The organism is Micromonospora sp. NPDC047644, assembly GCF_040704315.1.
GTDB lineage: Bacteria > Actinomycetota > Actinomycetes > Mycobacteriales > Micromonosporaceae > Micromonospora.
Genome location: NZ_JBEYSY010000003.1, coordinates 362,404 through 384,457, shown reverse-complemented (window position 1 = coordinate 384,457; position 22,054 = coordinate 362,404). Strand labels below are relative to the sequence as shown.

The window sequence follows — 22,054 nt, the reverse complement described above, 5'->3', positions numbered from 1 at the left end:
GCGTTGATCCCGTCGGTGTTGTAGTCGTTGTAACACATCTTCGCGCCCGGATCCGCGGCCTTCGCCGCCCGGAACGCCGCCTCGATCCAGTCGTTTCCGGTGCGCTGCATGTTCGAGTCGCGCCGGCCACCCGAACCACCGTCGGCGAACGCCTCGTTCACCACGTCCCAGGCGTAGATCTTTCCCCGGTAGTGCGTGGCGACCTGGGTGACGTGGTTGATCATCGCGTTACGCAACGCGCTGCCCGACATGCCCTGCGCCCAGCCCGGCTGCTGCGCGTGCCACAACAGCGTGTGACCCCGCACGCTCATGCCGTTGGCCTGCGCGTGGCTGACCAGACGGTCACCACTGGAGTAGGTGAAGGTGTTCTGCTGCGGCTCGGTCGAGCTCCACTTCATCTCGTTCTCGGCCACGACACTGTTGAACTCACGGTTCAAAATCGTCGTGTAGGCGCTGGTCGACAGCTTGTTGACGGCGACAGCCGCGCCGAAGTAGCGGCCCTTCTCGGCGGCGGCCGCCTTCAGGGTCGTGCCGGCACCGGATGCGGGGGTCAGCGCCACCGTCATGCCGGTGGTGAGGGCGACGGCCATGGTCGCCGCCGCCAGCATCGTTCTCATGGGTTTCATGGCGTTCCTTTTCAGTGGTTGCATCGGTGGTGGTGATGTGCCACTTCGCTCGGGGCGACCGGTCGGGACGGTCTTCCTGGCGTCCGGCATCAGCACGCAGGTCTGCGAGGGCTGTCGCCGGCATCTGCCGGAACCCGAGGTGACGGCCGCATGCCCTTGCGGACGTCGTTATCGGAGGCACGACCCGTACGGCTCGCCCGGTGAGCCAAGACATCGATCGTCCTCTGTATCGAGAGTGAGCGATAACATGCCGTTCGTCAAGACGTAACGGGCCGTTCACGCCGATCTCCCGGAACGCCGCGTTTCGCCCGGGCCCAAACGCCCGAGGTGACAGTGCTCAACGGCGCGCGACCAGCGGACGAGCCGTACCGCCGGGCCGCCGGGATCACTTCAGAGGGCAATCCTGTTATCGCTCACAGTCGTCACCCGGCAGTGGCTGCCGGGCAGCTCACGAACACCCGGCGGTCGTGCCACTCGACGATGGGTGCGCCGGTTCGGCATCGGCGCGTACGCCGGCGACGAGATCGGCGGTGGTGTGCGCCCTGATGCCCGGCTGCGCGGCGTCGGCGAACCGCTCGACGACCGCCCGGACGTGTCGTTCGGCGGGGGCGGCGAGGCCGTCGTAGACGGCTGCGAACAGCTCCCGCGCCGGCTGCCTGAGCCAATCCCGGGGAAGGAGTTCCACCGGCAACTGCGGGTCGAGGACGGGGAAACGTCGGAAGGTGTCCATGACCTCGGTCCGGGCCCGCACCGCCGCGGCGCCGTCGACCTGCCCGGACGCCACGGCGGGCAACAGTGGCGTCCAGCGACGCAGGAACACGTCGTAGCTCCGGCTGATCGCCTCGATGTCCCAGGCCTCGATCGGCGCACGGTGAATGGTCGAGGCGAGCGCGGTCTGCCGCCCACGAAACACCGTGACCGCGCCGAGGGTGAGCTGGTCGAGCTGGGCCCGAGCCGCGGGGGTCAACGTCTGCGGCGAGATCCACAGCCCGTCGTACAGCGGCGCGTAACCGAGCCACCGAAGTTGCGCCCGCAGCGCCCGGCGCTGAGTACTGCGGTCCTGCGGCAGCGAGAAGGCGACGATCGTCCAGCTACCGTCCCACCGGCCCGTCGAGGCGGTGGAGGCGAGAATCCAGCGTCCTCCGGCGGAGAGGTTGGCGGCCGCGGCGCGGCTGAGCCGGTAGGAGCTGCGTCGCCCCAGTCGACTGCCCTCCAACACGCCACGGCGGGCCAGCCGGCTGATCGCGGTCCGCGCTCCGGCCGTCGTCACGCCCGTCTCCCCGAGCAACGCGACGATGGCGGCGGACGGGAGGGCGACCCGGGTCCGCAGCGTGTAGTCGGCCAGCAGGGTCACCGCGACACCCTGGGGTGAGTTGCCGACCTGCCGGCGGGGCAGGCGGAGGGTGTGGTCGCCGTCGTCCGGATAGATCTCGTCGATGTCGAAGAGGCTTGCCACAGGCGCTCCGTGCTCCTCGGGGACGGTATGACGACTGTAGACGGACGGGCGCGCCGTGCTGCAAATAGACATTCCTCGATTGACACTTGCTGGTCCGAGCGGAACACTAATTGCCACGCGACGCCATCCGGAGCAGGGCTGGGCGAGTCAACAGGTAGCGGGCATTGTGTGCGATCACCGCGGGAGTCGGGCAGACCCGCGACCGGATCGCCCGACCAATCCAGCCTGCACAGGCAATCGAAGGAGTCGTGCGGTGAAAATCAGAAGGAAACTGCTACTCGCGCTGGCCCCGTCACTGGTCGCGGCCGGCCTGGTGGCCCCCACGGTCGGGCCCGCGTACGCGGCGTCACTGACCGAGGTGACCAGCTTCGGCGACAACCCGGGCCGGATGCGCATGCACGTCTACGTGCCGGACAACCGCCCGGCCCGGCCGGCGGTCGTGGTGGCGATGCACGGCTGCGGCGGGTCCGGCCCCGGGTTCTACTCGGGAAGCGAGTTCGCCAGCCAGGCCGACCGGTACGGATACATCGTGATCTACCCGTCCGCGACCCAGCAGGCCGGCTTCGGCAACTGCTTCGACACCTGGTCGGACGCCGCCAAACGGCGTGGTGGGGGCAGCGATCCGGTGTCGATCATCAGCATGATCCGGTACGCGCAACAGCAGTACTCGGCCGACCCGGAGCGGGTCTACGCCACCGGCAGCTCATCCGGCGGCATGATGACAAACCACATGCTGGCCCTCTATCCCGACGTGTTCAAGGCCGGCGCCGCGTTCATGGGGGTGCCGTACAACTGCTTCGCCAACGCGGCGGACTACCCGCCCGGCAGCAGCCAGTGCACCGGCGGGAACATGAATCGGACCCCTCAGCAGTGGGGCGACGCGGTGCGCCAGGCGTACCCCGGCTACTCCGGGCCCCGGCCGCGGGTGCAGCTGTGGCACGGCACCAACGACACGCTCGTGCCGTACTCGCTGTTGCAGGAGACGATCGAGCAGTGGACCAACGTGTTCGGGCTGAGCCAGACACCCACCTCCACCGACACGCCCCAGGCCAACTGGAACCGGCGCCGGTACGCCGACAGCAGCGGCACCGTCCAGGTCGAGGCGTACAGCATCCAGGGCGCCGGGCACAGCCTGCCCTCCGGTGGGATGGCCGCGTCCGCCATCGCGTTCTTCGGACTGACCAACACCACGACCCCGCCCCCGACCACCCCGCCGCCGACCACCCCGCCCCCGACCACGCCGCCGCCGACCTCCGGCGCCTGCCGGGTGACGGTCGCCATCAACGCCTGGAACACCGGTCTGACCGAGAACATCACCGTCACGAACACCAGCACCAGCGCCGTCAACGGCTGGTCCGTGGTCTTCACCCTGCCCAGCGGGCAGACCATCACCTCGGGCTGGAACGCCACCTACTCGCCCAACTCGGGGCAGGTGACAGCCCGCAACGTCGCCTACAACGGCGGCATCCCCGCCAACGGCTCGGTGAGCTTCGGCTTCCAGGCCAGCCACAGCGGTAACAACGCCCGGCCGTCCTCGTTCACCCTCAACGGCGCGTCCTGCACCGTCGCCTGAGAGCGGGGTCGACGTCCACCCGAGCGTGCGCCGGTCACCACGATGTGATGACCGGCGCACGACTCGTTCGGCGTGGTCAGATCAGCGGTAGCCGGCGTTCACCACGCTGGCCTGTACGGCGTTCTCGACCGCGTCGGACGGATAGCCGGCGACCATCGCCCCCTCGTAGAAGGTGCCGGCGCTCAGGTTGGCGCCGCCGTCGGGCTTGCAGCAGTCACCGCCGCTGCCCAGGATGATCGCGCCCTGCTTCTTCATCGGGCTGTATCCCGGCGGGAGCGAGCCGTCGTACAGCGTGTAGAGGTTGCCGGCCTGCGCGTCACTGCCCTTGATGGCGAAGCGGGTGGTGCCGTTGTTCTTCAGCGTCGCGGTGACGAACTTGCTGGTGAACGAGCGTTGGTTCGGGTTCCAGGAGCTGCTGCCGCCCGGGAAGAGACCCCACTCCAGGTCCGCCTGCACCCACGGGCCACTGCCGGAGCAGCCGCCGAACCAGCACTGCTTGCTGAAGTTGATGGCGTCCATCGCCCCGGCGGCGTCGGCCTTGCGGGTGGTCTCGCTGTTGCCGTAGTCGAAGCAGCATCCGCTGTTGACGTGGGTGCCGCTGGTGACCATGTACATGCCCTCGGGCGCCGCGCCGGTCGGCACTCCGGTGAGGTGCCCGTCGCGCCAGTAGCTGTTGCCCGGGTTGATGTAGAGCGAGTACGCCTTCGCGCCGCCCACGGTCAGCGACTCCGAGGTGGCGATCGCCGGCCTGCTCTGCGGGGAGCCCGGAACGACGCTCGACCCCTGGTACCAGAGGTCGTTGCCGCGCCCGGACTGGTCGAAGACCACGGTGACCACGCAGGTCGTGCCGGTGCAGAACGAGTCCTGCGTCGAGGCGTTGGCGGTGCCGCCGATGCCCGTGAGCCCGATGTTGCGGGTCGTGTTGTCCGACGAGCGTCGGACCTGGTAGAGGTTGCCGGCGTACGCCTCGTAGAGCGCCCGGGTGGTGCTGTGCGCCGCGATGCACGGGGTGCCACCGGAGGCGTAGATGTCGCACGGGCGCGCGCCGGTCGGTGGGTTGGTCGGCGGCGGGGTGGTGGTGGTCGGCGAGGTCCACTGCTGGTTGGCGCCCCCGTTGCAGGCCCAGAGGATGATCTTGGTGCCGTTGGCGGTGGCGGCGGCGTTGGCATCGAGACACAACCCGGACTGCACGCCGGTGATGGTGCCGTTGCTGTTGACGTTCCACTGCTGGTTGTTCTGGCCGTTGCAGTCCCAGATGATCACCTGGGTGCCGTTGGCGGTGCCCCGGTTGGAGGCGTCCAGGCACTTGTTGCCGTACACCTGGAGCTGCCTGCTCGACGTCCACGTCCAGGTCTGGCCGGCAGCGCCGTTGCAGTCCCAGAGTTGCGTCTGGGTGCCGTTCGTGGTGCTGGAGTTGGGCACTTCGAGGCAGCGTCCGGACGGCGTACCGATGATCCGGGTGCTCTGCCCCGGCTCGATCGCGGCGGCCATCGGGGCGGCGGCGGCCTCGGCGGACGGCGACGGGGCACCGGGGGCGGCGCCGATGCCGACGAGAACGGCGACGAGAGCACCCGCCAGGGCGCTCAGACGGCGGGCGCGCTGACGCCTCGGGATGAGGTGAGGGGCCTTTCCGGGCCCGACGGGGGACGGATTTCGCACGAGGCGGCTCCTCGGAGTCGTGGAAGCGCGGGGGGATGTGTCGACGCGCCACGGGGAGGGTGGTGGCGGTGGCGAATCGATTCGCAGCGAATCGTATGACCTTTGTTTTATTTATGTCAATGAATGCGGTAACGGAGGGGTGACGCGGCCGACCGCTGGTCGATCAGCCGGCGCGTCACCCTCCTCGGAACGCCTACCGCCCCAGGAGCCGCCACGTCTGGTTCAACGGGCTGCCCTGGTTCACGGCCCTGCACGTCCACTGGTGAACCAGCGCGCCGGCCGCCGTGGAGACCGCGTTGACATCGACGCACTTGCCACTGTGCCGGACGACGAGCTGATAGTCGTGCGAGTCGTTGCCCGAGTAGGTCACCTTGCGCAGAGCGAACTGCTGGTTGGAGCTGTTGAGGCAGGTCCACTGGTGCACCGCCGCGCCGTCGGCGGTGGACACGCCGCTGACGTCGAGGCACTTGCCACTCTGCTGGTTGACCACGGTGTAGGTGTTGGCCACACCGGCGACCGGGACGAAGTTCCAGAGCTGCTGGTCACCACCGTCGCAGTAGTTCTGCTGCTGGACGTTGCCGTCGGCGGTGCCCACGCCGGGGTTGTTGAGGCACTGCTGGGAGTGCTGGGCCACCGCCACCGACTGGAAGCCACCGTCGGACGGCGGCAGCAGCGTGACGGTGTACGTGTCGGTCTGGTTGGTGTACGGCAGGGTCACCGTGGCGTTGTTGTTGGACACCCCGACCACGCTGTTCGAGACGGTGACCGGCCCCGCCACCGCACCGCCACCGTTGTGCGGGATGCGTTGGGTGAGGACCCGGACCTGGTTGTTCTGCACGATCCCGCTGGTGGTGTCCAGGCGTTGCAGGTTCACGGTCAGGTTCCCGGTGGTACGACCACCACCGACCAGGACCTTCGCCACTCCGGCCGTCTTCGTGGCGTAGGCGTCGTACGACTGGCTGGGGGTAACGGCGACGATCTCCCCGACCTGGGAGGCGTAGTAGCGGTAGTTCCACCACTCCCCCTTGGGCTGGTGCTGGCCGGCCGAGTTGCGGATCAGCAGGTTGCCGAGGTCGTTGTGCAGGCTGCCGCCGCTGGCCCAGTTCGCCCGCAGGCCGTCGGCCCGGGCACGTTCCAGGCGCGCGATGTACCACGCGCCGTCGGCCGGGTTCTGCTCGTCGGGCGCGCCGTACTCGTTGATCTGGTAGGGACGCGGGTGGGCGATGCCGCGCGGGTCGAGGGTGGCGTTGGCGGCGGCGACGTTCGCGACCGGATCACCGGGCAGCGAGTGCCAGCTGATGATGTCCGGCACCGTGTTCGTCGAGCGGACGAAGTCCAGGTACTGGTTCCAGAAGGCGTGGTTGGTCGACGGTACGCAGGCACAGCTCGGCCCGACGATGAGCTGGCTGGGGAACTCCGCGCGGATGCGCTGGTAGGTGCGCCGCCACAGCTCCAGGTACTGGGAGATCGGCCGGTTCCAGAAGATGGTGATGTTGGGCTCGTTCCAGATGTCCCACTGCACCGACAGCCCGGACGCCCGGACGTCGCTGATCAGCCGGGTCAGGAAGTTGTCGTAGTCGGTCCAGTTGCCGTTGTCACCGGGGAAGCGGGAGATCCCGGCGCCGTCGGCACCCCAGAGGTCGTGCGGCAGGATGATGAACTTTCCGCCGAGGGCTGTGGTGCGACGCGCCTGGGCGAGGGTGGAGTTCCAGCGACGGTCGTAGGTGCCGCCGACCCAGCCACTGCCCGGCAACTGCGCGCCGCCGGCGCGCATGTACTGGAACTTGACGTCCCGGTAGAAGTGGTCGGCCGGACCGCTGGCGTTCTCGGTCATGCCGTAGATCCAGCCGGAGGCGCGGTAGGTCGGCGCACCGTTCGTGGTGGCGAAGTTGACGCTGATCGACTCGTCGGCAGCCTGGGCGGGGGACGGGACGACGGTGACGGCGGCAGCGGCGGCGAGCAGGCCGACGACGAGTCGGGCCACGAACACGCGGCCTCGTCCTGACCGGCCGGGGGACGGGGTTTTCACGGGCGGCTCCTTGGTGGGGCGCGGGGGACGCTCTCCGGGAGGGCAGCGCTTGCGAATCGATTCGCACGGATCGTAGGACCGGGGACTGAACGATGTCAATGAAATGACGGCGCGGTAACGCCCATGTTGCCCAGCCTTCCTCCGGGCGCGGTCAACTGACCCTTGACCTCCGGGCACGGCCAGACCTATCTTCGGGCGAACCGATTCGTCGAATCGGTTCGCCTCATGGTTGGGCCGCTCCAACCCGCGACGATCAACCGACGAACCCCACCTGACGATCGATTGAAGTGAGGCACCACATGACCGGAATCAGTCGTCGGCGGCGCCTGGCCGCCGTCGCCGTGATAGCTCTCGCCGCAGTGACAGGCAGCGCCTGCTCGTCGTCCGACGACGGCCCCGCGGACAGCGGCGCCTACCTCGTCTGGGACCCGTATCCACAGTTCGCCGACGACTCCGAGTGGGTGGCACTGCTCAAGAAGTGCGGCACCGACGCGGGGGTGACCGTCGAGCGGACCGGATACGACACCACCGACCTGACCAACAAGGCGCTGCTCGCCGCCCAGCAGGGAAACTCGCCGGACGTCCTGATCGTCGACAACCCGGTCATCTCCACCCTGGCCGAAGCCGGTGCGCTCACCACCACCGACGACAACAAGCTCGACGTCTCGGCCATGGAGAAGAACCTGCTCGGCGCCGGCCAGAGCGACGGAAAGACCTACGGGGTGCCGATCGGGGCGAACACCCTCGCCCTCTACTACAACAAGGACCTGCTCAGCGCCGCCGGCGTCGATCCCGCCGCCGTCAAGGACTGGGCCTCACTGACCGCGGCACTGACCACGGTCAAGGCCAAGGGAAAGAAGGGCATCACCTTCTCCGCGATCGGCACCGAGGAGGGCAGCTTCCAGTTCCTGCCCTGGTTCTGGGGGTCGGGCGCCCAACTGACGAGTCTGGACTCACCGCAGGCGGTTTCCGCGCTGACGCTCTGGACCGACTGGCTCAAGCAGGGCCACGCCCCGAACTCCGTCATCAACAACACCCAGACCACGAGTTGGCAGGAGTTCGCCACCGGCGACTACGCGTTCGCCGAGAACGGCACCTGGCAGCTGGCCAACGCGGAGAAGCTCGGCTTCTCGTACGGCACGATCCCGATCCCGGCCAGCGCGGGCGGCCCGGCCCCGGCGCCCACCGGCGGTGAGTTCGTCTCCATTCCGGTGCAGAAGAAGACCGGCCGGTACGAGACGTCGCAGAAGCTCGTGACCTGCCTGACCAACGCCGACAACCTCCTCACCACGGACACCACGCTGTCCTACGTCGCACCCGTCGCCGCCGTGCAGGATCGACAGGCCACAGCGGACCCCAAGCTCAAGGTCTGGGTGGAGGCGGTCCGGGCAGCCAAGGGCCGCACCGGTGACAACCTCGGCACGAAGTACCCGAAGATCTCCGAGGCGCTGTGGACCGCGGTGCAGTCGTCCCTCAGTGGCGGGAAGTCGCCACAGGAGGCACTGGCCGCCGCGCAGACCGCCGCCGCCTCCAGGTAGCGAGCCCAACCGACACCATGCCCTCCACGACCGAGACCACTGCCGTACGAGACCAGGATGGGGCGGCCGCCGCCGCCCCATCCGGGCCTCCCCCGTCCCGTGCCCGCCGGCCCCATCGATGGATGGCGTGGGGCTTTCTGGCCCCCGTCACCATCTACCTGGCGGCCTTCTACGCCTACCCGCTCTACCGCAACGTCGAGTTGAGCCTGCGCGAGTACACGGTCCGCTCGTTCGTGCAGGGCGGGGCGCCGTTCGCCGGCCTCGACAACTACCGGACGGTCCTGACCGACCCGGCCTTCGGGCCGACGCTGACCCACACCGTGGTCTTCACGGCGACCTCGCTCGCCTTCCAGTTCACCATCGGCATGGCCCTGGCCCTCTTCTTCCACCAGCACTTTCCGCTGTCGCGCACGCTGCGGGCGTTGATCCTCGTACCGTGGCTGCTGCCCCTGATCGTCTCGGCGTCGACCTGGTCGTGGCTGCTCAACAGCGACTCGGGACTGGTCAACGCGGCGCTCGGCGTCGTCGGGGTCGACCCGGTCAACTGGCTCACCTCGCCGGGCTGGTCACTCACCTCGGTGATCATCGCGAACGTCTGGATCGGCATCCCGTTCAACCTGGTGGTGCTCTACAGCGGCCTGCAGGCGATACCGACCGAGATGTACGAGGCGTCCGCGCTCGACGGCGCGACGGGGTGGCAGCGGTTCTGGGGGATCACCTTCCCGTTGCTGCGTCCCGTCTCCCTGATCACGCTGCTGCTGGGGCTGATCTACACGCTGAAGGTTTTCGACATCATCTGGATCATGACGAAGGGTGGTCCAACCGACTCCTCGGCAACGCTGGCCACCTGGTCGTACCGGCTCGGCTTCGGCAACCTGCTGCCCGAGTTCGGGCCGGGCGCGGCCGTCGGCAACCTGCTCATCGTGCTGGCCCTGATCGCCGGGCTCGTCTACATCCGGATCGAACGGAGGCAGCAGCTGCGATGACCACCTCCACGCCGCGGGCCTGGTGGAAGACCGGCGTCGGCCTGGTGCTGACCGGGCTGATGCTCTTCCCCGTCTACTGGATGATCAACGTGTCCTTCACCCGGGACCAGGACATGCGAGCCAGTCCCCCGCACCTGTTCCCCACCAACGGCACCCTGGACGGCTACCGGGCGGTGCTCGACCAGCAACTGCCGTACCTCGGCACCAGCTTCCTGGTCGGCCTCGGCACTGTGGCGCTGACCGTGGCGCTGGCCGCCCCCGCCGGATACGCGCTGGCGAAGCTCCGGCCACCCGGCGGCCCGGCGCTGAGTTTCCTGCTGCTGATCGCGCAGATGATCCCGGGAATCATCATGGCGATGGGCTTCTACGCCATCTTCCTCACCCTCGGCGTCCTCAACACGCTGCCCGGCCTGATCCTGGCCGACACGACGCTCGCGGTGCCGTTCGCTGTCCTGATCTTCACGGCCTTCATGTCCGGCATCCCCGACGAGCTGCTCCAGGCCGCCGTGGTCGACGGCGCCGGTCGGTTGCGGACCTTCTGGTCGGTCGTGCTGCCGGTCAGCCGCAACTCGATCGTCACGGTGTCGCTCTTCGCGTTCCTGTGGTCCTGGTCGGACTTCATCTTCGCCTCGACCCTGGCCGGGGGCGGCGACCACCAGCCGATCACCCTCGGCATCTACCACTACATCGGCAACAACAACCAGCAGTGGAACGCCATCATGGCCACCGCCGTCGTCGCCTCGATCCCCGCCGCCGTACTGCTGGTCCTGGCCCAGCGCTACGTCTCGATGGGCGTGACCGCCGGCGCCGTCAAGGACTGACCAACCGGGGCGGTCCAGGACCGACCACCCGCACCACAGAAAGGCACCCGCCACCCATGACCGTCGCCCCGTCCGGTCCGGAGTTCGGAATCCAGGACATCCCGTTCAGCTACCGCGGATCCTGGTTCAACATCTCCCCGGTGGTAGCCGAGAAGACGTACGCCGACGACCTGCACCTGGTCTCGCACCAGAGCGGGATGCACCCCGTACTGCGGCTCACCCCCACGGTCGCCGGCACCACTGTCGTCGCCACGCCCGCGCTGCTGACCTGGCGCAACGGGAACGACCGGATCGAGGCCGTCTACGACGGGCCGGACACCCTGCGGATCCGGGGGCACCGGCTCGGCCTGCGGGTGGCCGCCGCCGCGCACACCCTCACCCCCTTCAGCGGCACCTACCTGTACGCCGACCCGGTCGACGGATCACATGTGTTCACCTCGTACGAGACCGGTCGCCGCTACCGGATCACCGTGCTCTCCGGCGCTGCGCCGCGGACCCGGGGCACGCAGGCGCTCGGCACCGCCGACCGCTCCCTGGACCTTCCCGGCGACCAGCCCTGGGAGATCGCGATCGAGGAGTACGCCACCGCTCGCCGCCCGTACCGCGGATCCGTCACCTTCGAGCAGTTGTGCCGCGACCGGTTCGCGGAGTTCACCGCGTTCGTCCACGCGATCGCGCCCTGGCGCGGCCCGGAGACTCCGGCCGCCGAGTTGGCCGCGTACGTCCTGTGGTCGGCCACCGTCGCCCCGGCGGGCTTCGTCACCCGACCCGCCGTCCTGATGTCCAAGCACTGGATGGACAAGGTGTGGAGCTGGGACCACTGCTTCAACGCGATCGCCCTGGCGGCCGGCGAGCCGGAGCTGGCCTGGCACCAGTTCCAGCTGCCCTTCGACCACCAGGACGAGGCCGGCGCCCTCCCCGACTCGGTCACCCACTCCGAGGTCCTGCACAACTACGTCAAGCCCCCCATCCACGGCTGGGCCCTGCGGCACCTGCGTCGACGCCTTCCCCAGCCGCCGGACCGCGCGGCGCTGGCGCAGACGTACGACCGGCTCGCCCGCTGGACCGGATTCTGGCTCGACGCGCGACGCGCCCCCGGCCACGACCTGCCGCACTACCAGCACGGCAACGACAGTGGCTGGGACAACGCCACCACCTTCGACGACAACCGGGTCCTCGAGACGGCTGACCTCGCCGCGTTCCTGGTCTCGCAGCTTCGCTGTCTCGCCGACCTCGCCACCGAGCTGGGTGAGCCCGGCACCCGCTGGTCCCGGGAGGCCGACCGGATCCACGGCGCCATGCTGCGCGACCTGTGGGACGGCGAACGCTTCCACGCCCGGGACCCCCACACCGGGCACCGGCGAGCCAGCCGCAGCCTGCTCGACCTGATGCCGGTCGCGCTCGGGGCCGACCTTCCGGCCCCGGTCGCCGCCGCGCTGGCGCGCGGCGTCGAGACCCACCTGACCACGCACGGGCTGGCCACCGAGCCGACCGAATCGGCCCACTACCTCGCCGACGGCTACTGGCGCGGCCCGATCTGGGCACCCTCCACCGTCCTGGTCGAGGACGGCCTGCGCCGGGCCGGGCAGACCAGGATCGCCGACGACATCAGCCGGCGGTTCCTCGCGCTGTGTGAGAAGTCCGGCTTCGCGGAGAACTTCGACGCCGAGACCGGCACCGGGCTGCGGGACCGCGCCTACACCTGGACCGCCAGCAGCTATCTCATCCTCGCCGCCGCCCAGGAGCAGCGGCGGGTCAGGGGCGGATAGCCGGGTCGGATCAGCGGCCCCGGACCGGGCCGGTGCTGGAACGCAACGAGATGGGCGGGCTGTAGAGGCGGTGTCGTGGCACGGCGCCGGGAGCCGCGATGATCTCCAGAAGGAGCGACACCGCCTCGGCGCCCATCTCGACCATCGGCACGTCGGCGGCGGTCAGCGGCGGGCGGAAATCCTCCGCCCAGTGCTGCGCGGCGACTCCGGTGACGGAGAAGTCGCGTGGCACGGACAGCCCGGCACCGGTCAACGCCCGCTGTATTCCGGGCAGTGCGGCCTCGTTGATGGTGGCCACCGCCGTGACCTCCGGGTGCGTCGCGAGCAGGTGCTCCATACACGCCTCACCGGAGGCGGTGTCATCGCCGCTGCACACCTCCACGCCCGTCAACCCCCGCTCGGCCGCGGCCGTGCGGAAGCCGGTCAGCGCGCGATGACTGGGGCCGTACCCGGCGGCCACCAACTCGGCGGACCGGTTCACGAGTGCCACGTGCCGGTGCCCCAGGTCGGCCAGGTGCTGCACACACCGGGCGATCAGCCCGGCGTAGTCAATGTCGATCCAGCTCATCCCGTGCGGCTCAGCCGTCCGCCCGATGGTGACGAACGGCAGCCCGGCCTTGGTCAGCCGGGTCACCCGGTCGTCGGCCAACCGGATCTCCATGAGGACCACACCGTCCACCCGTCGCCCGGTGACGATCCGCTCGAACGACCGGTCATGGTCGCCACCGGAGGGGGACAGCAGCACGTCGAGGTCGTGGCGGGCGGCGGCTTCGACGACGCTGGCGACGAAGCCGAGTTGCATGTCGGTCAACCGCTGGCTCGCCGGCGGGATGACCAGCCCGAGGGTCCGGGTGCGCCCCTCCTTGAGTGCACGGGCGCTGGCGTTCGGCCGGTAGTCCAACTCGTCGATGACTGACTGGATCCGTTGCCGGGTCGCCGCCGACACGCTGCGTTTTCCGCTGAGCACGTAGGAAACGGTGCTGCGGGACACCCCCGCCCGGCGAGCGATCTCCCCGATGTTCATCAATCGCCCTCGAATCGATTTTTGCCCCGACACGGGGACGCACCTTCCTCCGCCGACCAGCATATCCGTCCTCAGGCTCATCGATCGATGACCAACATGTGCCAACTAGCGTCAATAGATGGACGACCATTAATGTCACAGGTATGACGTGTGACGTCAATTCCGTCGCCGCAACCCACCCCCACCACGCACCCGAAAGGACCCGATGAACGTGCAGAGAAAGCTGGGTCGCCTGATGGCCGCCGCCGGGACCCTCGTCGTCCTCGTCGTCGGCGCCGGCGCCTACGTGGTCTCGGACGCCCCGGGCGTCGCCCACGCCGCCGGCACCGGTCCGTGCGACATCTACGCCTCCGGCGGCTCGCCGTGCGTGGCCGCGCACAGCACCACCCGCGCGCTGTACGGCGCGTACAGCGGCCCGCTCTACCAGGTCCGACGATCGTCGGACAACACCACCCGGGACGTCGGCGTGCTCAGCGAGGGCGGCTACGCCAACGCCACCACCCAGGACACGTTCTGCGCCAACACCACCTGCGTCATCACGATCATCTACGACCAGTCCGGCCGCAACAACCGTCTCACCCAGGCACCACCCGGACACTTCGTCGGCCCCGCTCCCGGCGGATTCGACAACCTCGCCGACGCGAAGGCGGCCCCGGTCACCGTCGGCGGGCAGAAGGCGTACGGCGTCTACATCGCCCCCGGCACCGGCTACCGCAACAACAACACCAACGGTGTCGCCACCGGCGACCAGCCCGAGGGCATCTACGCGGTCGTCGACGGCACGCACTACAACCAGTGGTGCTGCTTCGACTACGGCAACGCGCAGACCAACAACCTCGCCGACGAACGCGCCATCATGGAGACCGTCTACTTCGGCGCCAACAAGCAGTGGGGCTACGGGGCTGGCGCCGGTCCCTGGATCATGGCCGACCTGGAGTGGGGACTGTTCTCCGGCGTCAACGCGGGCTACAACAACATCGCGTCGATCAACCACCGTTTCGTCACCGCCATGGTCAAGGGCGAGCCGAACCACTGGGCGATCCGGGGCGGCAACGCCCAGGCCGGCAGTCTGACGACCTACTTCGACGGGCCACGCCCCAACGGCTACCACCCGATGAAGAAGGAGGGCGCCATCCTGCTCGGCATCGGCGGTGACAACAGCATCACCGGTCGCGGCACCTTCTTCGAGGGCGTGCTGACCTCCGGCTACCCGACGGCGGCCACCGAGAACGCCGTCCAGGCCAACATCAACGCCGCCGCCTACGCGCCGGCCGGCGGCGGCAACCCGCACCAGAACGTCCAGGTCGTGGGTGGCCAGTCCAGCCGCTGCGTCGACGTGCCGAACGCCAGCACCACGAACGGCACCCAGGTCCAGCTCTGGGACTGCATCAGCAACAGCACCGCGCAGCGCTGGACCTACACCGCTGGCAAACAACTCCAGGTGTACGGCAGCAAGTGCCTGGACGCCTCCGGCCGGGGCACCGCCAACGGCACCCAGGTGATCATCTGGGACTGCAACGGCCAGAACAACCAGCAGTGGAACGTCAACAGCAACGGCACCATCACCAGTGTGCTGTCCGGGTTGTGTCTCGATGCCAACGCCGCCGGCACCGCCAACGGCACCAAGATCATCTTGTGGGCGTGCAACGGCGGCGCCAACCAGCAGTGGTCCACCCGTAGCTGACCCACCGCACGATCGATCGGTGGTGCCGCCCCCGCACAACCGCCGGGGGCGGCACCATCGACGACTCAATCGCGGCGGATCACCCGCGCCACGGCAACCTCGCGCCGAGGTCATTCGGCAGTTCGAACTCGTCACCGGCCGCGCCAGGACGCCGAGCACGCCGACTGCCTCGATCAGGTGGCGGCTCGGCCGTCGGTCAATCCGGATGGCCCGCCGACGCGTGCGTGACCCTGATTCTTAACTCCGATGTCACCACCCGATCCCGCTGGTGACGTGTCGCTGTCCACCCGAAGGAGTTGGCTGCCAGTCGTCGCACTTGCCCTGACCAGGAGTTGATCCACGTGCCTTCGTCTCGCCGTACCTTTCTCGCCAGTGGCGCCGCCGCCGGCGTCGGCATTGCCGTCGCGGGCGGCCTGCCGTCCCTGGCCCAGGCCAGCCCGGCCCGGCCGCACCCGCCGGTGAAGCCCGGCACTGTGCCCTTCCCGCCGCTCGTGGACGACCCCAAGGGAATTCTGGCCCTGCCCAAGGGCTTCCGGTACACGGTGGTCACCCGGACCGGCGTCACCCGGCTCGACCGCGGTCAGGGCACCACCCCGTCGGACCACGACGGCATGGCCGTCTACGACGGCGGCCACGGCCGGTACACGCTGATCCAGAACCACGAGATCGACCCGGGCGCCGAGTTCGGCGTACCGCACGTCAAGGGCACTGTCTACGACGCGGGCGCCGTCGACGCCGGCGGTTGCACCGTGATCAAGACGGACCTCGCGGGCCGCAACCTCGGCGAGTTCGTGGCGCTCTCCGGCACCATCTCCAACTGCGCCGGCGGGCCGACCCCCTGGGGCACCTGGCTGACCTGCGAGGAGGCCGAGGACCGGGCCGGCGACACGTGGGAAGAGGGCAGCCGGTCCGGCGTCTACCAGAAGGACCACGGCTACGTCTTCGAGGTGTGGGCCGACGGCAGCGCCGACCCGAAGCCGATCAAGTGCCTGGGCCGCTACTCCCACGAGGCAGTGGCCGTCGACAAGGACCGCACCCGGGTCTACCTCTCCGAGGACGCCGACGAGCCCAACGGCCTCTTCTACCGCTGGACGGCACCCCACGGCGTCAAGCTGGGCCCGGGCGTGCTGACCCGCCTCGCACCGAACGCCGGCGTCCTCGCCGCGATGCAGATCATCATGGATGACGGTTCGGTGCTGCCGGACGTCGCCTACCTGACCTCCGCCCAGTTGGGCCGCCCCTTCCCGGTGCGCTGGATCGAGGTGCCCGACCGCGACGCGCGCACCACGCCGGTACGCGAGCAGTTCGCCGACGGCCAGGTCACCCGCGGACGCAAGTTCGAGGGCGTGTGGGCCACCGACGAGGGCGTGTACGTGGTCAACTCGTACGCCTGGGACGAGGGTGACCTGCCGGCGGACGCGGCACCGCACGACGGCATGGTCTGGTTCTACAACTTCAAGGACCAGACCATCCAGCTGGTGACGTACTTCCCGCACCAGACGCAGTCCGAGGAGGGTACGCCGGTCAAGTACACCGACATCACCTTCGACGGCCCGGACAACGTCACGGTCACCCCGTGGGGAAGCCTCGTGCTCGCCGAGGACGGGTCCGGCGCCTCGCACGTGCTCAGCACGATCCCGGGCGGGCCCACGTACGCGATCGCCCGCAACCAGCTCAACGACTCGGAGTTCTGCGGGCCGACCTTCAGCGCGGACGGCAAGGTGCTCTTCGTCAACATGCAGGACCCGGGCCTCACCCTGGCCATCACCGGCCCCTGGGAGAAGTACCTGGGCTGAGCGAGCCCGAGCGTGGGGGGGCCGGGCGACCCCGCCCGGCCCCCCACCGACTCGGCCGCGCTCACGAGGCGGGCGGCGGGCGGCGGGCGGCCCTAGTCGAGACAGAACTCGTTGCCCTCGACGTCCTGCATGTTGAGGCACGACTCGTTCTCGCCGTCGGCGAGCAACAACTGCCCGCGGACCGCGCCGAGCGGGATCAGTCGCGCGCATTCGGCCTCGAGGGCGGCCAGGCGCTCCTCCCCCACCAGCCCGGTGCCGACCCGCACGTCGAGGTGCACCCGGTTCTTGACGACCTTGCCCTCGGGCACCCGCTGGAAGTACAGGCGCGGGCCCACCCCCGACGGATCACTGCACGCGAACCACGAACCCTGCTCGGAATTGACGTCCGCCCAGGAGGCGAACCCCTCCGGGGCCGGCGGCGGGACGTAGCCCAGCACCTCACACCAGAAGCGGCCGACGCGCACCGGCTCGGCGCAGTCGAACGTCACTTGAACCTGCTTGACCGACATTCGTTCACCTTATGAGTCGCGCTGCCGCCGCTGCCCTCTCACCCCGGGCGGCAGGGGACGCGCACCACACCCAGGACGCCGACGACGGCCCCGCAGACGTCAGTGCGTGCTCTGCGCTCTCGGTGTCGCCGCCACGCCCGAGCGCTTGACCAGGACCGCTCCGCCGGCGACGAAGATGACGCCGAGGATCACCCCGACGAGGTTGTTCTGGGCCAGGCTGGAGACGACCCCCAGCACGCCCACGACGATCGCCAGTACGCCGAGGACCCGCATCGTGTAACGACCGACAGACTTCGCCCGTTCATTCGTCATGGTGTGATTTTTGCCCAGCGCGCCGATCGCGCAAACGGCGGTGATCGATGACCGGCCGTGGGTGCTCACTCCACCTTGGTGAGCAGTGGTTTGCCCTTCTCGACGACGTACGTGGCCAGTTCGACAGCGATGCCGTCGCCGACGTTGCGGGCCTGGTGGTGCACGCCGTACGGCACCGTCAGCGCGTCGCCGGGATTGCACACCATGGGCGGCTGCCCGTCCAGCCGGTATTCCAGCGTGCCCTGGAGAACGCAGATGATCTCCTCGCCGGGGTGGAAATGCTTGAACGGAGGCGAATCCGGAGTGAACTCGACGCGAGTCTGAATGACCTCCCGCCCGGGGATGCTGAGGTCGTGCCGTTGCAGATCGATCCGCCACAGCCCTGGTGCTGACTCCACCGCTGTGGGGCTGATCCCCGCGGGTCGACCCTTGGTGCTCATGACGGCCTCCTGTGAGCCGTCGGGCCGACGGCCATTGCTCGAACCGGTGCATTCCAGTCGAGAATAGGTAGCCGCAGGCGATCAGGGGCGGAGATGCCGACACGGAGGCGGCAGCCGGGTTCACCGACGGGGCAGCAGCCCTCGTTCGGTCATGTACGCGCGCAGCGTCTCGGCATCCCCGGGGGACATCAGCCAACGGGGGATCACGGTCGCCGGCATCCGGCCGACGTACACGACCCAGAAGTCTCCGGCGTCGCGCACCTGGGCAACCCCGTCCCAGGCGATGCCGCCGGACTCCGAGCCGCTGCGCATCATGATGTTGTCATCGGTGATGTCGTAGGCGCCCTCGACGGCGTAGTTACCGGAACGGCGTCGGGCGCGGGCCAGCACCCACGGCCGGTACAGCATCGACAGCACGCCGCCCACGACCAGCGCGGTCCACAGCGGTGAACTCCGCTCGCCCCACCCGAGCCCTCGCGAGACGACGAGACCGATGACCCCGACCGCGGTCAGGACCGCCCCGATGTAGCCGAATCTGCGGAGCCGGACGTTGCCGAGCGCCGCGGCCACCCGGCTCGGGTAGGCGGGATCAGCGGGGACGTCGAAACGGATGTGCACGCCAGAACGATAGTGCCTCCGCCGGCCCGGGAGAGCGCCTTGCCCCGCCCTACCTGGCCGGCCTCGGTCATCCGGGTGCGGCAGTCTGATGAGGTGAACGCCGACGACGTCAGAGTGCCCCGGGCCCAGGCGGGGTCGAGCCCGCAGCATCTGCTGACGACAGTGCTCGGCGAGTACCTCGACTCCTCCGACGCCGACCTGCCATCGGCCGCGGTCATCGCGATTCTGCGGGAGTTCGGGATCAGCGAGTCCAGCGCCCGTGCCGCGCTGTCCCGGCTGGTCAAGCGTGGTCTCATCGCGACGCGGAGGAAGGGCCGGTCGCCGGTCTACCACCTCACACCGCAGGCGATCGCCAAGCACCGCTCCCGGATGCGGCACTTCCTGAACTTCGGCTCCCACCCGACGCCCTGGACCGGCGAATGGGTGCTGGCCTCCTTCTCCGTTCCGAACGCCGGCCAGGCGTCCCGTCACGCGCTCCGCAGGTCGTTGACCGCACTGGGTTTCGTGGGCCTGTACGACAGCGTGTGGATCCGGCCGGGATCCGACGCCGCGCCAGCGCGGGAGGCGCTGCACGCGCTGCTGCACCACGTCGAGGGTGCCCGGTGGTCGGTCCTGCACGCCCGGTTCGACGAGGAGGCGGGGCTGCACGGGCCGGCCTCCGCGTACGACCTGACGAGCCTCGCGTCCGCGTACTCGATCTTCGTCGAGCAGTACGCGGAGCTGCGAGCGGCCGCGCGCAACGGGGAGGTGGACCCGGCCCGGGCGTTGGTGGCCCGGACCTCCGCGATGGATTCCTGGCGGAAGTTCGCCGACGTCGACCCGGACCTCCCCCCGCATCTGCTGCCGCAGCCCTGGCCCCGCCAGGAGGCCAGGGAGACCTTCCTCGACATCCACACCACGCTCGGCTCGCTCGCTCAGGCGCGTCTGATCGAAGTGGCAACTCCGCACTGGCCGGATGCCGCCTCGTGGATCACCCACTTTCAGGCGTCGAGGGATTCTTCGCGGCCGGAGCCGACCGGCGGAAAGCACGGCGGCGGCCCACTCGCCGGCTGACGACGCCGCGGCCGGTCAGGGTCAACCAGACATTGACACTTTTCATTGCGACAGTGATAGTAACTGCATACAGCTCCCATCGGAGCGCCTGTAGGGACCGCGGCCGGGCGGTCGCCGGCGCTGAATGAGCGGGCAGTGGCGACCGAGGGCACGGCCGCCGCGCGGGCCGCGACGCGTTCACATCGATCGGATCCGTGGCCAGCGCCGACCACCTCTCGTCGGGGCGCGAGTGACACACCCGCCGCCGCAGGGAGCGCCACCGTGACTGTTCCTGGAGGATTCAATGAGAAGGCGAACCAAGATCTACGCGGGGCTGGCAGCCGCCATCGTCCCGGTGACCTCCGTGATCATGGCGCTGAGCGGGACCCCGGCGTCCGCGGCCATCGGCGGCTCCGGCCCCTATCCCGCAGACTACGAAACCTCGGCGACCCTGGCCAACCACACCATCTTCCGGCCGCAGACCCTCCCGTCCGAGCGCCTCCCGATCGTCGTGTGGGGCAACGGTGGCTGCTCAGCCAACGGGCTTTCCCAGGGCAACTTCCTGCGCGAGATCGCCTCCCACGGTTTCCTCGCCATCGCCAACGGCGGCCCGAACGCCTCCGGCTCCACCAACTCCCAGATGCTCACCCAGTCCATCGACTGGGCGATCGCGGAGAACTCCCGGCAGGGCAGCAAGTACTACAACAAGATCGACACGAGCAAGGTCGCGGTCGCGGGCTTCTCCTGCGGGGGCCTGGAGGCGTACGCCGTCTCGAACGACCCGCGCGTCACCACGACCGGCATCTTCAGCAGCGGTCTGCTGAACGACGCCGACGACTACCAGCTCCGGAGGCTGACCAAGCCGATCGCCTACTTCGTCGGCGGGCCCAGCGACATCGCCTACCCGAACGCGATCGACGACTGGGGCAAGCTGCCCGCCGGCCTGCCCGCCTTCATGGGCAACCTGAACGTCGGTCATGGCGGCACCTACGACCAGACCAACGGCGGTGAGTTCGGCCGCGTCGCAACCCTCTACTTCAAGTGGCGACTGAAGGGCGACACCACCGCCGGCCGCAACTTCGTCGGCGCCGACTGCGGTCTGTGCCGTACTCAGTGGAGCGTCCAGCAGAAGAACCTGACGCTCGACGACGGCACGCCACCCACCACGCCCCCGCCCACCACACCGCCACCGACCACGCCCCCGCCGACCGGCACGCCTGGCTGCACCGCGGTCTTCGCGGTCCAGGACCAGTGGAACGGCGGCTTCGTCGCCAACGTCAGCGTCACCGCGGGGAACGCCGCGCTGACCGGCTGGCGGGTCACCCTCACCCTGCCGAGCGGCGCATCGGTCAGCTCGCTGTGGAACGGGGTCAGCAGCGGCACCAGTGGGACCATCACCGTCGCGAACCAGAGCTACAACGGACGACTGGCCGCAGGTCAGGCCACCAGTTTCGGCTTCCAGGGCAGCGGCAGCGGCAGCGGAACCACAGCGAGTTGCGCCGCAAGCTGACGAGTGGTTCGGCGGGCGGGCGCCCCGGCACCGGCCCGCCGAACCCCGCCGGATGGGGAAGACTGGCGCGCATGGCTGAACTGAGTGATGCGAAGGCCGCCCTGCACTACTACCTCCGGCGGCAGCGCGAGGGCCTCGTCTGGAAGCTCGACGGGCTCAGCGAACGGGAGGTCAGGTTGCCCCGCACGGCGACCGGCAACAACCTGCTGGGTGCGGTCAAGCACTGCCTCAACGTCGAGGCCGGCTACTTCGGGGTCACCTTCGGCCGCGAGTTCCCGACGCCCGACGAGCTGGTCCCCCTGTCGGCGTTCGACGAGGACCCGCAGGCCGACTGGTACGCCCGGGAGGACGAGACGAAGGACGGGCTGATCGACCTGTACCGCCGGGTCGGCGCGTTCGCCGACCAGACGATCGACCAGCTCCCGCTCGACGCGCCGGGGCAGGTGCCGTGGTGGCAGCCAGGTCGGCAGGACGTGACACTACAGCGGATCATCCTCCATGTGACCTGCGATCTCGCCCGCCACGCGGGGCACGCCGACATCATGCGCGAACAGCACGACACGGCGGTCGGCCTCCGGGAGGACAGCAGCAGCATCCCCGACGACTACGACTGGCCGGCGTATGTCAGCAAGCTGACGAAGCTCGCGGACCGCTTCGGGTGACCGGCAAAGC

19 protein-coding genes are annotated in these 22,054 nt (G+C 69.3%); 10 read left to right on the top strand and 9 right to left on the bottom strand.

The genetic code is table 11. The features are described from left to right. Positions 1-617 (bottom strand): endo-1,4-beta-xylanase (locus AB0877_RS07780; protein ID WP_366607690.1); only part of this gene is annotated, 617 nt, incomplete at its 3' end. A 457-nt stretch (positions 618-1,074) separates the two neighbouring features. Beyond that, positions 1,075-2,082 (bottom strand): PaaX family transcriptional regulator C-terminal domain-containing protein, encoded by a 1,008-nt coding sequence (locus AB0877_RS07775; RefSeq protein ID WP_366607666.1) that lies wholly within the window; start codon positions 2,080-2,082, stop codon positions 1,075-1,077. 253 nt (positions 2,083-2,335) lie between these two features. Here AB0877_RS07775 and AB0877_RS07770 point away from each other — a divergent pair, with 253 nt between their 5' ends. Then, entirely contained in the window at positions 2,336-3,655 is a 1,320-nt protein-coding gene (locus tag AB0877_RS07770; protein ID WP_366607664.1) for a PHB depolymerase family esterase, read from the top strand. A gap of 81 nt (positions 3,656-3,736) precedes the next feature. Here the strand turns inward: AB0877_RS07770 and AB0877_RS07765 are convergent, their stop codons facing one another. After that, positions 3,737-5,314 (bottom strand): arabinofuranosidase catalytic domain-containing protein, encoded by a 1,578-nt coding sequence (locus tag AB0877_RS07765; protein ID WP_366607662.1) that lies wholly within the window; start codon positions 5,312-5,314, stop codon positions 3,737-3,739. A 193-nt stretch (positions 5,315-5,507) separates the two neighbouring features. Beyond that, complete coding sequence (locus AB0877_RS07760; RefSeq protein WP_366607660.1) at positions 5,508-7,304, bottom strand: RICIN domain-containing protein; 1,797 nt, start codon at positions 7,302-7,304, stop codon at positions 5,508-5,510. Positions 7,305-7,642: 338 nt separating this feature from the next. On the opposite strand from AB0877_RS07760, the gene AB0877_RS07755 reads away from it, so the two are divergent. From AB0877_RS07755 to AB0877_RS07740, 4 genes are all read left to right on the top strand, one after another. Further along, positions 7,643-8,881 (top strand): extracellular solute-binding protein, encoded by a 1,239-nt coding sequence (locus AB0877_RS07755; protein ID WP_366607658.1) that lies wholly within the window; start codon positions 7,643-7,645, stop codon positions 8,879-8,881. Positions 8,882-9,003: 122 nt separating this feature from the next. Further along, a complete protein-coding gene (locus AB0877_RS07750) occupies positions 9,004-9,867 on the top strand; it encodes a sugar ABC transporter permease (protein WP_366607656.1) in 864 nt (287 codons plus the stop codon). Then, the gene (locus AB0877_RS07745) at positions 9,864-10,688 is read left to right on the top strand and encodes a carbohydrate ABC transporter permease (RefSeq protein ID WP_366607654.1); all 825 of its coding nucleotides are present in this window, start codon (positions 9,864-9,866) and stop codon (positions 10,686-10,688) included. The genes AB0877_RS07750 and AB0877_RS07745 overlap by 4 nt, the downstream gene beginning before the upstream one ends. Before the next feature lie 56 nt (positions 10,689-10,744). Continuing rightward, a complete protein-coding gene (locus AB0877_RS07740) occupies positions 10,745-12,457 on the top strand; it encodes a trehalase family glycosidase (RefSeq protein ID WP_366607652.1) in 1,713 nt (570 codons plus the stop codon). A 10-nt stretch (positions 12,458-12,467) separates the two neighbouring features. Here the strand turns inward: AB0877_RS07740 and AB0877_RS07735 are convergent, their stop codons facing one another. Beyond that, entirely contained in the window at positions 12,468-13,481 is a 1,014-nt protein-coding gene (locus tag AB0877_RS07735; RefSeq protein WP_366607650.1) for a LacI family DNA-binding transcriptional regulator, read from the bottom strand. Positions 13,482-13,686: 205 nt separating this feature from the next. Between AB0877_RS07735 and AB0877_RS07730 the strand changes: the two genes are divergently transcribed. Beyond that, positions 13,687-15,165, top strand: coding sequence for an arabinofuranosidase catalytic domain-containing protein (locus AB0877_RS07730; RefSeq protein WP_366607648.1), 1,479 nt, complete (start codon positions 13,687-13,689; stop codon positions 15,163-15,165). Positions 15,166-15,506: 341 nt separating this feature from the next. Then, positions 15,507-16,961, top strand: a complete 1,455-nt coding sequence (locus AB0877_RS07725) for an alkaline phosphatase PhoX (RefSeq protein ID WP_366607646.1) — start codon at positions 15,507-15,509, stop codon at positions 16,959-16,961. 92 nt (positions 16,962-17,053) lie between these two features. Here the strand turns inward: AB0877_RS07725 and AB0877_RS07720 are convergent, their stop codons facing one another. The 4 genes from AB0877_RS07720 to AB0877_RS07705 form a co-directional block, all read right to left on the bottom strand. After that, positions 17,054-17,470 (bottom strand): VOC family protein, encoded by a 417-nt coding sequence (locus tag AB0877_RS07720; RefSeq protein ID WP_366607644.1) that lies wholly within the window; start codon positions 17,468-17,470, stop codon positions 17,054-17,056. Between the two features lie 99 nt (positions 17,471-17,569). Next, the gene (locus tag AB0877_RS07715) at positions 17,570-17,782 is read right to left on the bottom strand and encodes a hypothetical protein (RefSeq protein WP_366607642.1); all 213 of its coding nucleotides are present in this window, start codon (positions 17,780-17,782) and stop codon (positions 17,570-17,572) included. A 65-nt stretch (positions 17,783-17,847) separates the two neighbouring features. Further along, a complete protein-coding gene (locus AB0877_RS07710; protein WP_366607640.1) occupies positions 17,848-18,222 on the bottom strand; it encodes a cupin domain-containing protein in 375 nt (124 codons plus the stop codon). Between the two features lie 120 nt (positions 18,223-18,342). Continuing rightward, positions 18,343-18,840, bottom strand: coding sequence for a YcxB family protein (locus AB0877_RS07705; RefSeq protein ID WP_366607638.1), 498 nt, complete (start codon positions 18,838-18,840; stop codon positions 18,343-18,345). Positions 18,841-18,933: 93 nt separating this feature from the next. Between AB0877_RS07705 and AB0877_RS07700 the strand changes: the two genes are divergently transcribed. The 3 genes from AB0877_RS07700 (at position 18,934) to AB0877_RS07690 (ending at position 22,044) form a co-directional block, all read left to right on the top strand. After that, complete coding sequence (locus AB0877_RS07700; protein WP_366607636.1) at positions 18,934-19,893, top strand: PaaX family transcriptional regulator C-terminal domain-containing protein; 960 nt, start codon at positions 18,934-18,936, stop codon at positions 19,891-19,893. Positions 19,894-20,176: 283 nt separating this feature from the next. After that, positions 20,177-21,382: a cellulose binding domain-containing protein gene (locus tag AB0877_RS07695; RefSeq protein ID WP_366607635.1), complete on the top strand. Its 1,206-nt coding sequence runs from the start codon at positions 20,177-20,179 to the stop codon at positions 21,380-21,382. Positions 21,383-21,453: 71 nt separating this feature from the next. Further along, complete coding sequence (locus AB0877_RS07690; protein WP_366607633.1) at positions 21,454-22,044, top strand: DinB family protein; 591 nt, start codon at positions 21,454-21,456, stop codon at positions 22,042-22,044. Positions 22,045-22,054: the final 10 nt, after the last annotated feature.

Coding starts and splice junctions, on each gene's coding strand:
- AB0877_RS07755 (WP_366607658.1), top strand. CDS start 7,643: ATGACCGGAATCAGTCGTCGGCGGCGCCTGGCCGCCGTCGCCGTGATA.
- AB0877_RS07750 (WP_366607656.1), top strand. CDS start 9,004: ATGGCGTGGGGCTTTCTGGCCCCCGTCACCATCTACCTGGCGGCCTTC.
- AB0877_RS07745 (WP_366607654.1), top strand. CDS start 9,864: ATGACCACCTCCACGCCGCGGGCCTGGTGGAAGACCGGCGTCGGCCTG.
- AB0877_RS07740 (WP_366607652.1), top strand. CDS start 10,745: ATGACCGTCGCCCCGTCCGGTCCGGAGTTCGGAATCCAGGACATCCCG.
- AB0877_RS07735 (WP_366607650.1), bottom strand. CDS start 13,481: ATGAACATCGGGGAGATCGCTCGCCGGGCGGGGGTGTCCCGCAGCACC.
- AB0877_RS07730 (WP_366607648.1), top strand. CDS start 13,687: ATGAACGTGCAGAGAAAGCTGGGTCGCCTGATGGCCGCCGCCGGGACC.
- AB0877_RS07720 (WP_366607644.1), bottom strand. CDS start 17,470: ATGTCGGTCAAGCAGGTTCAAGTGACGTTCGACTGCGCCGAGCCGGTG.
- AB0877_RS07715 (WP_366607642.1), bottom strand. CDS start 17,782: ATGACGAATGAACGGGCGAAGTCTGTCGGTCGTTACACGATGCGGGTC.
- AB0877_RS07710 (WP_366607640.1), bottom strand. CDS start 18,222: ATGAGCACCAAGGGTCGACCCGCGGGGATCAGCCCCACAGCGGTGGAG.
- AB0877_RS07695 (WP_366607635.1), top strand. CDS start 20,177: ATGAGAAGGCGAACCAAGATCTACGCGGGGCTGGCAGCCGCCATCGTC.
- AB0877_RS07690 (WP_366607633.1), top strand. CDS start 21,454: ATGGCTGAACTGAGTGATGCGAAGGCCGCCCTGCACTACTACCTCCGG.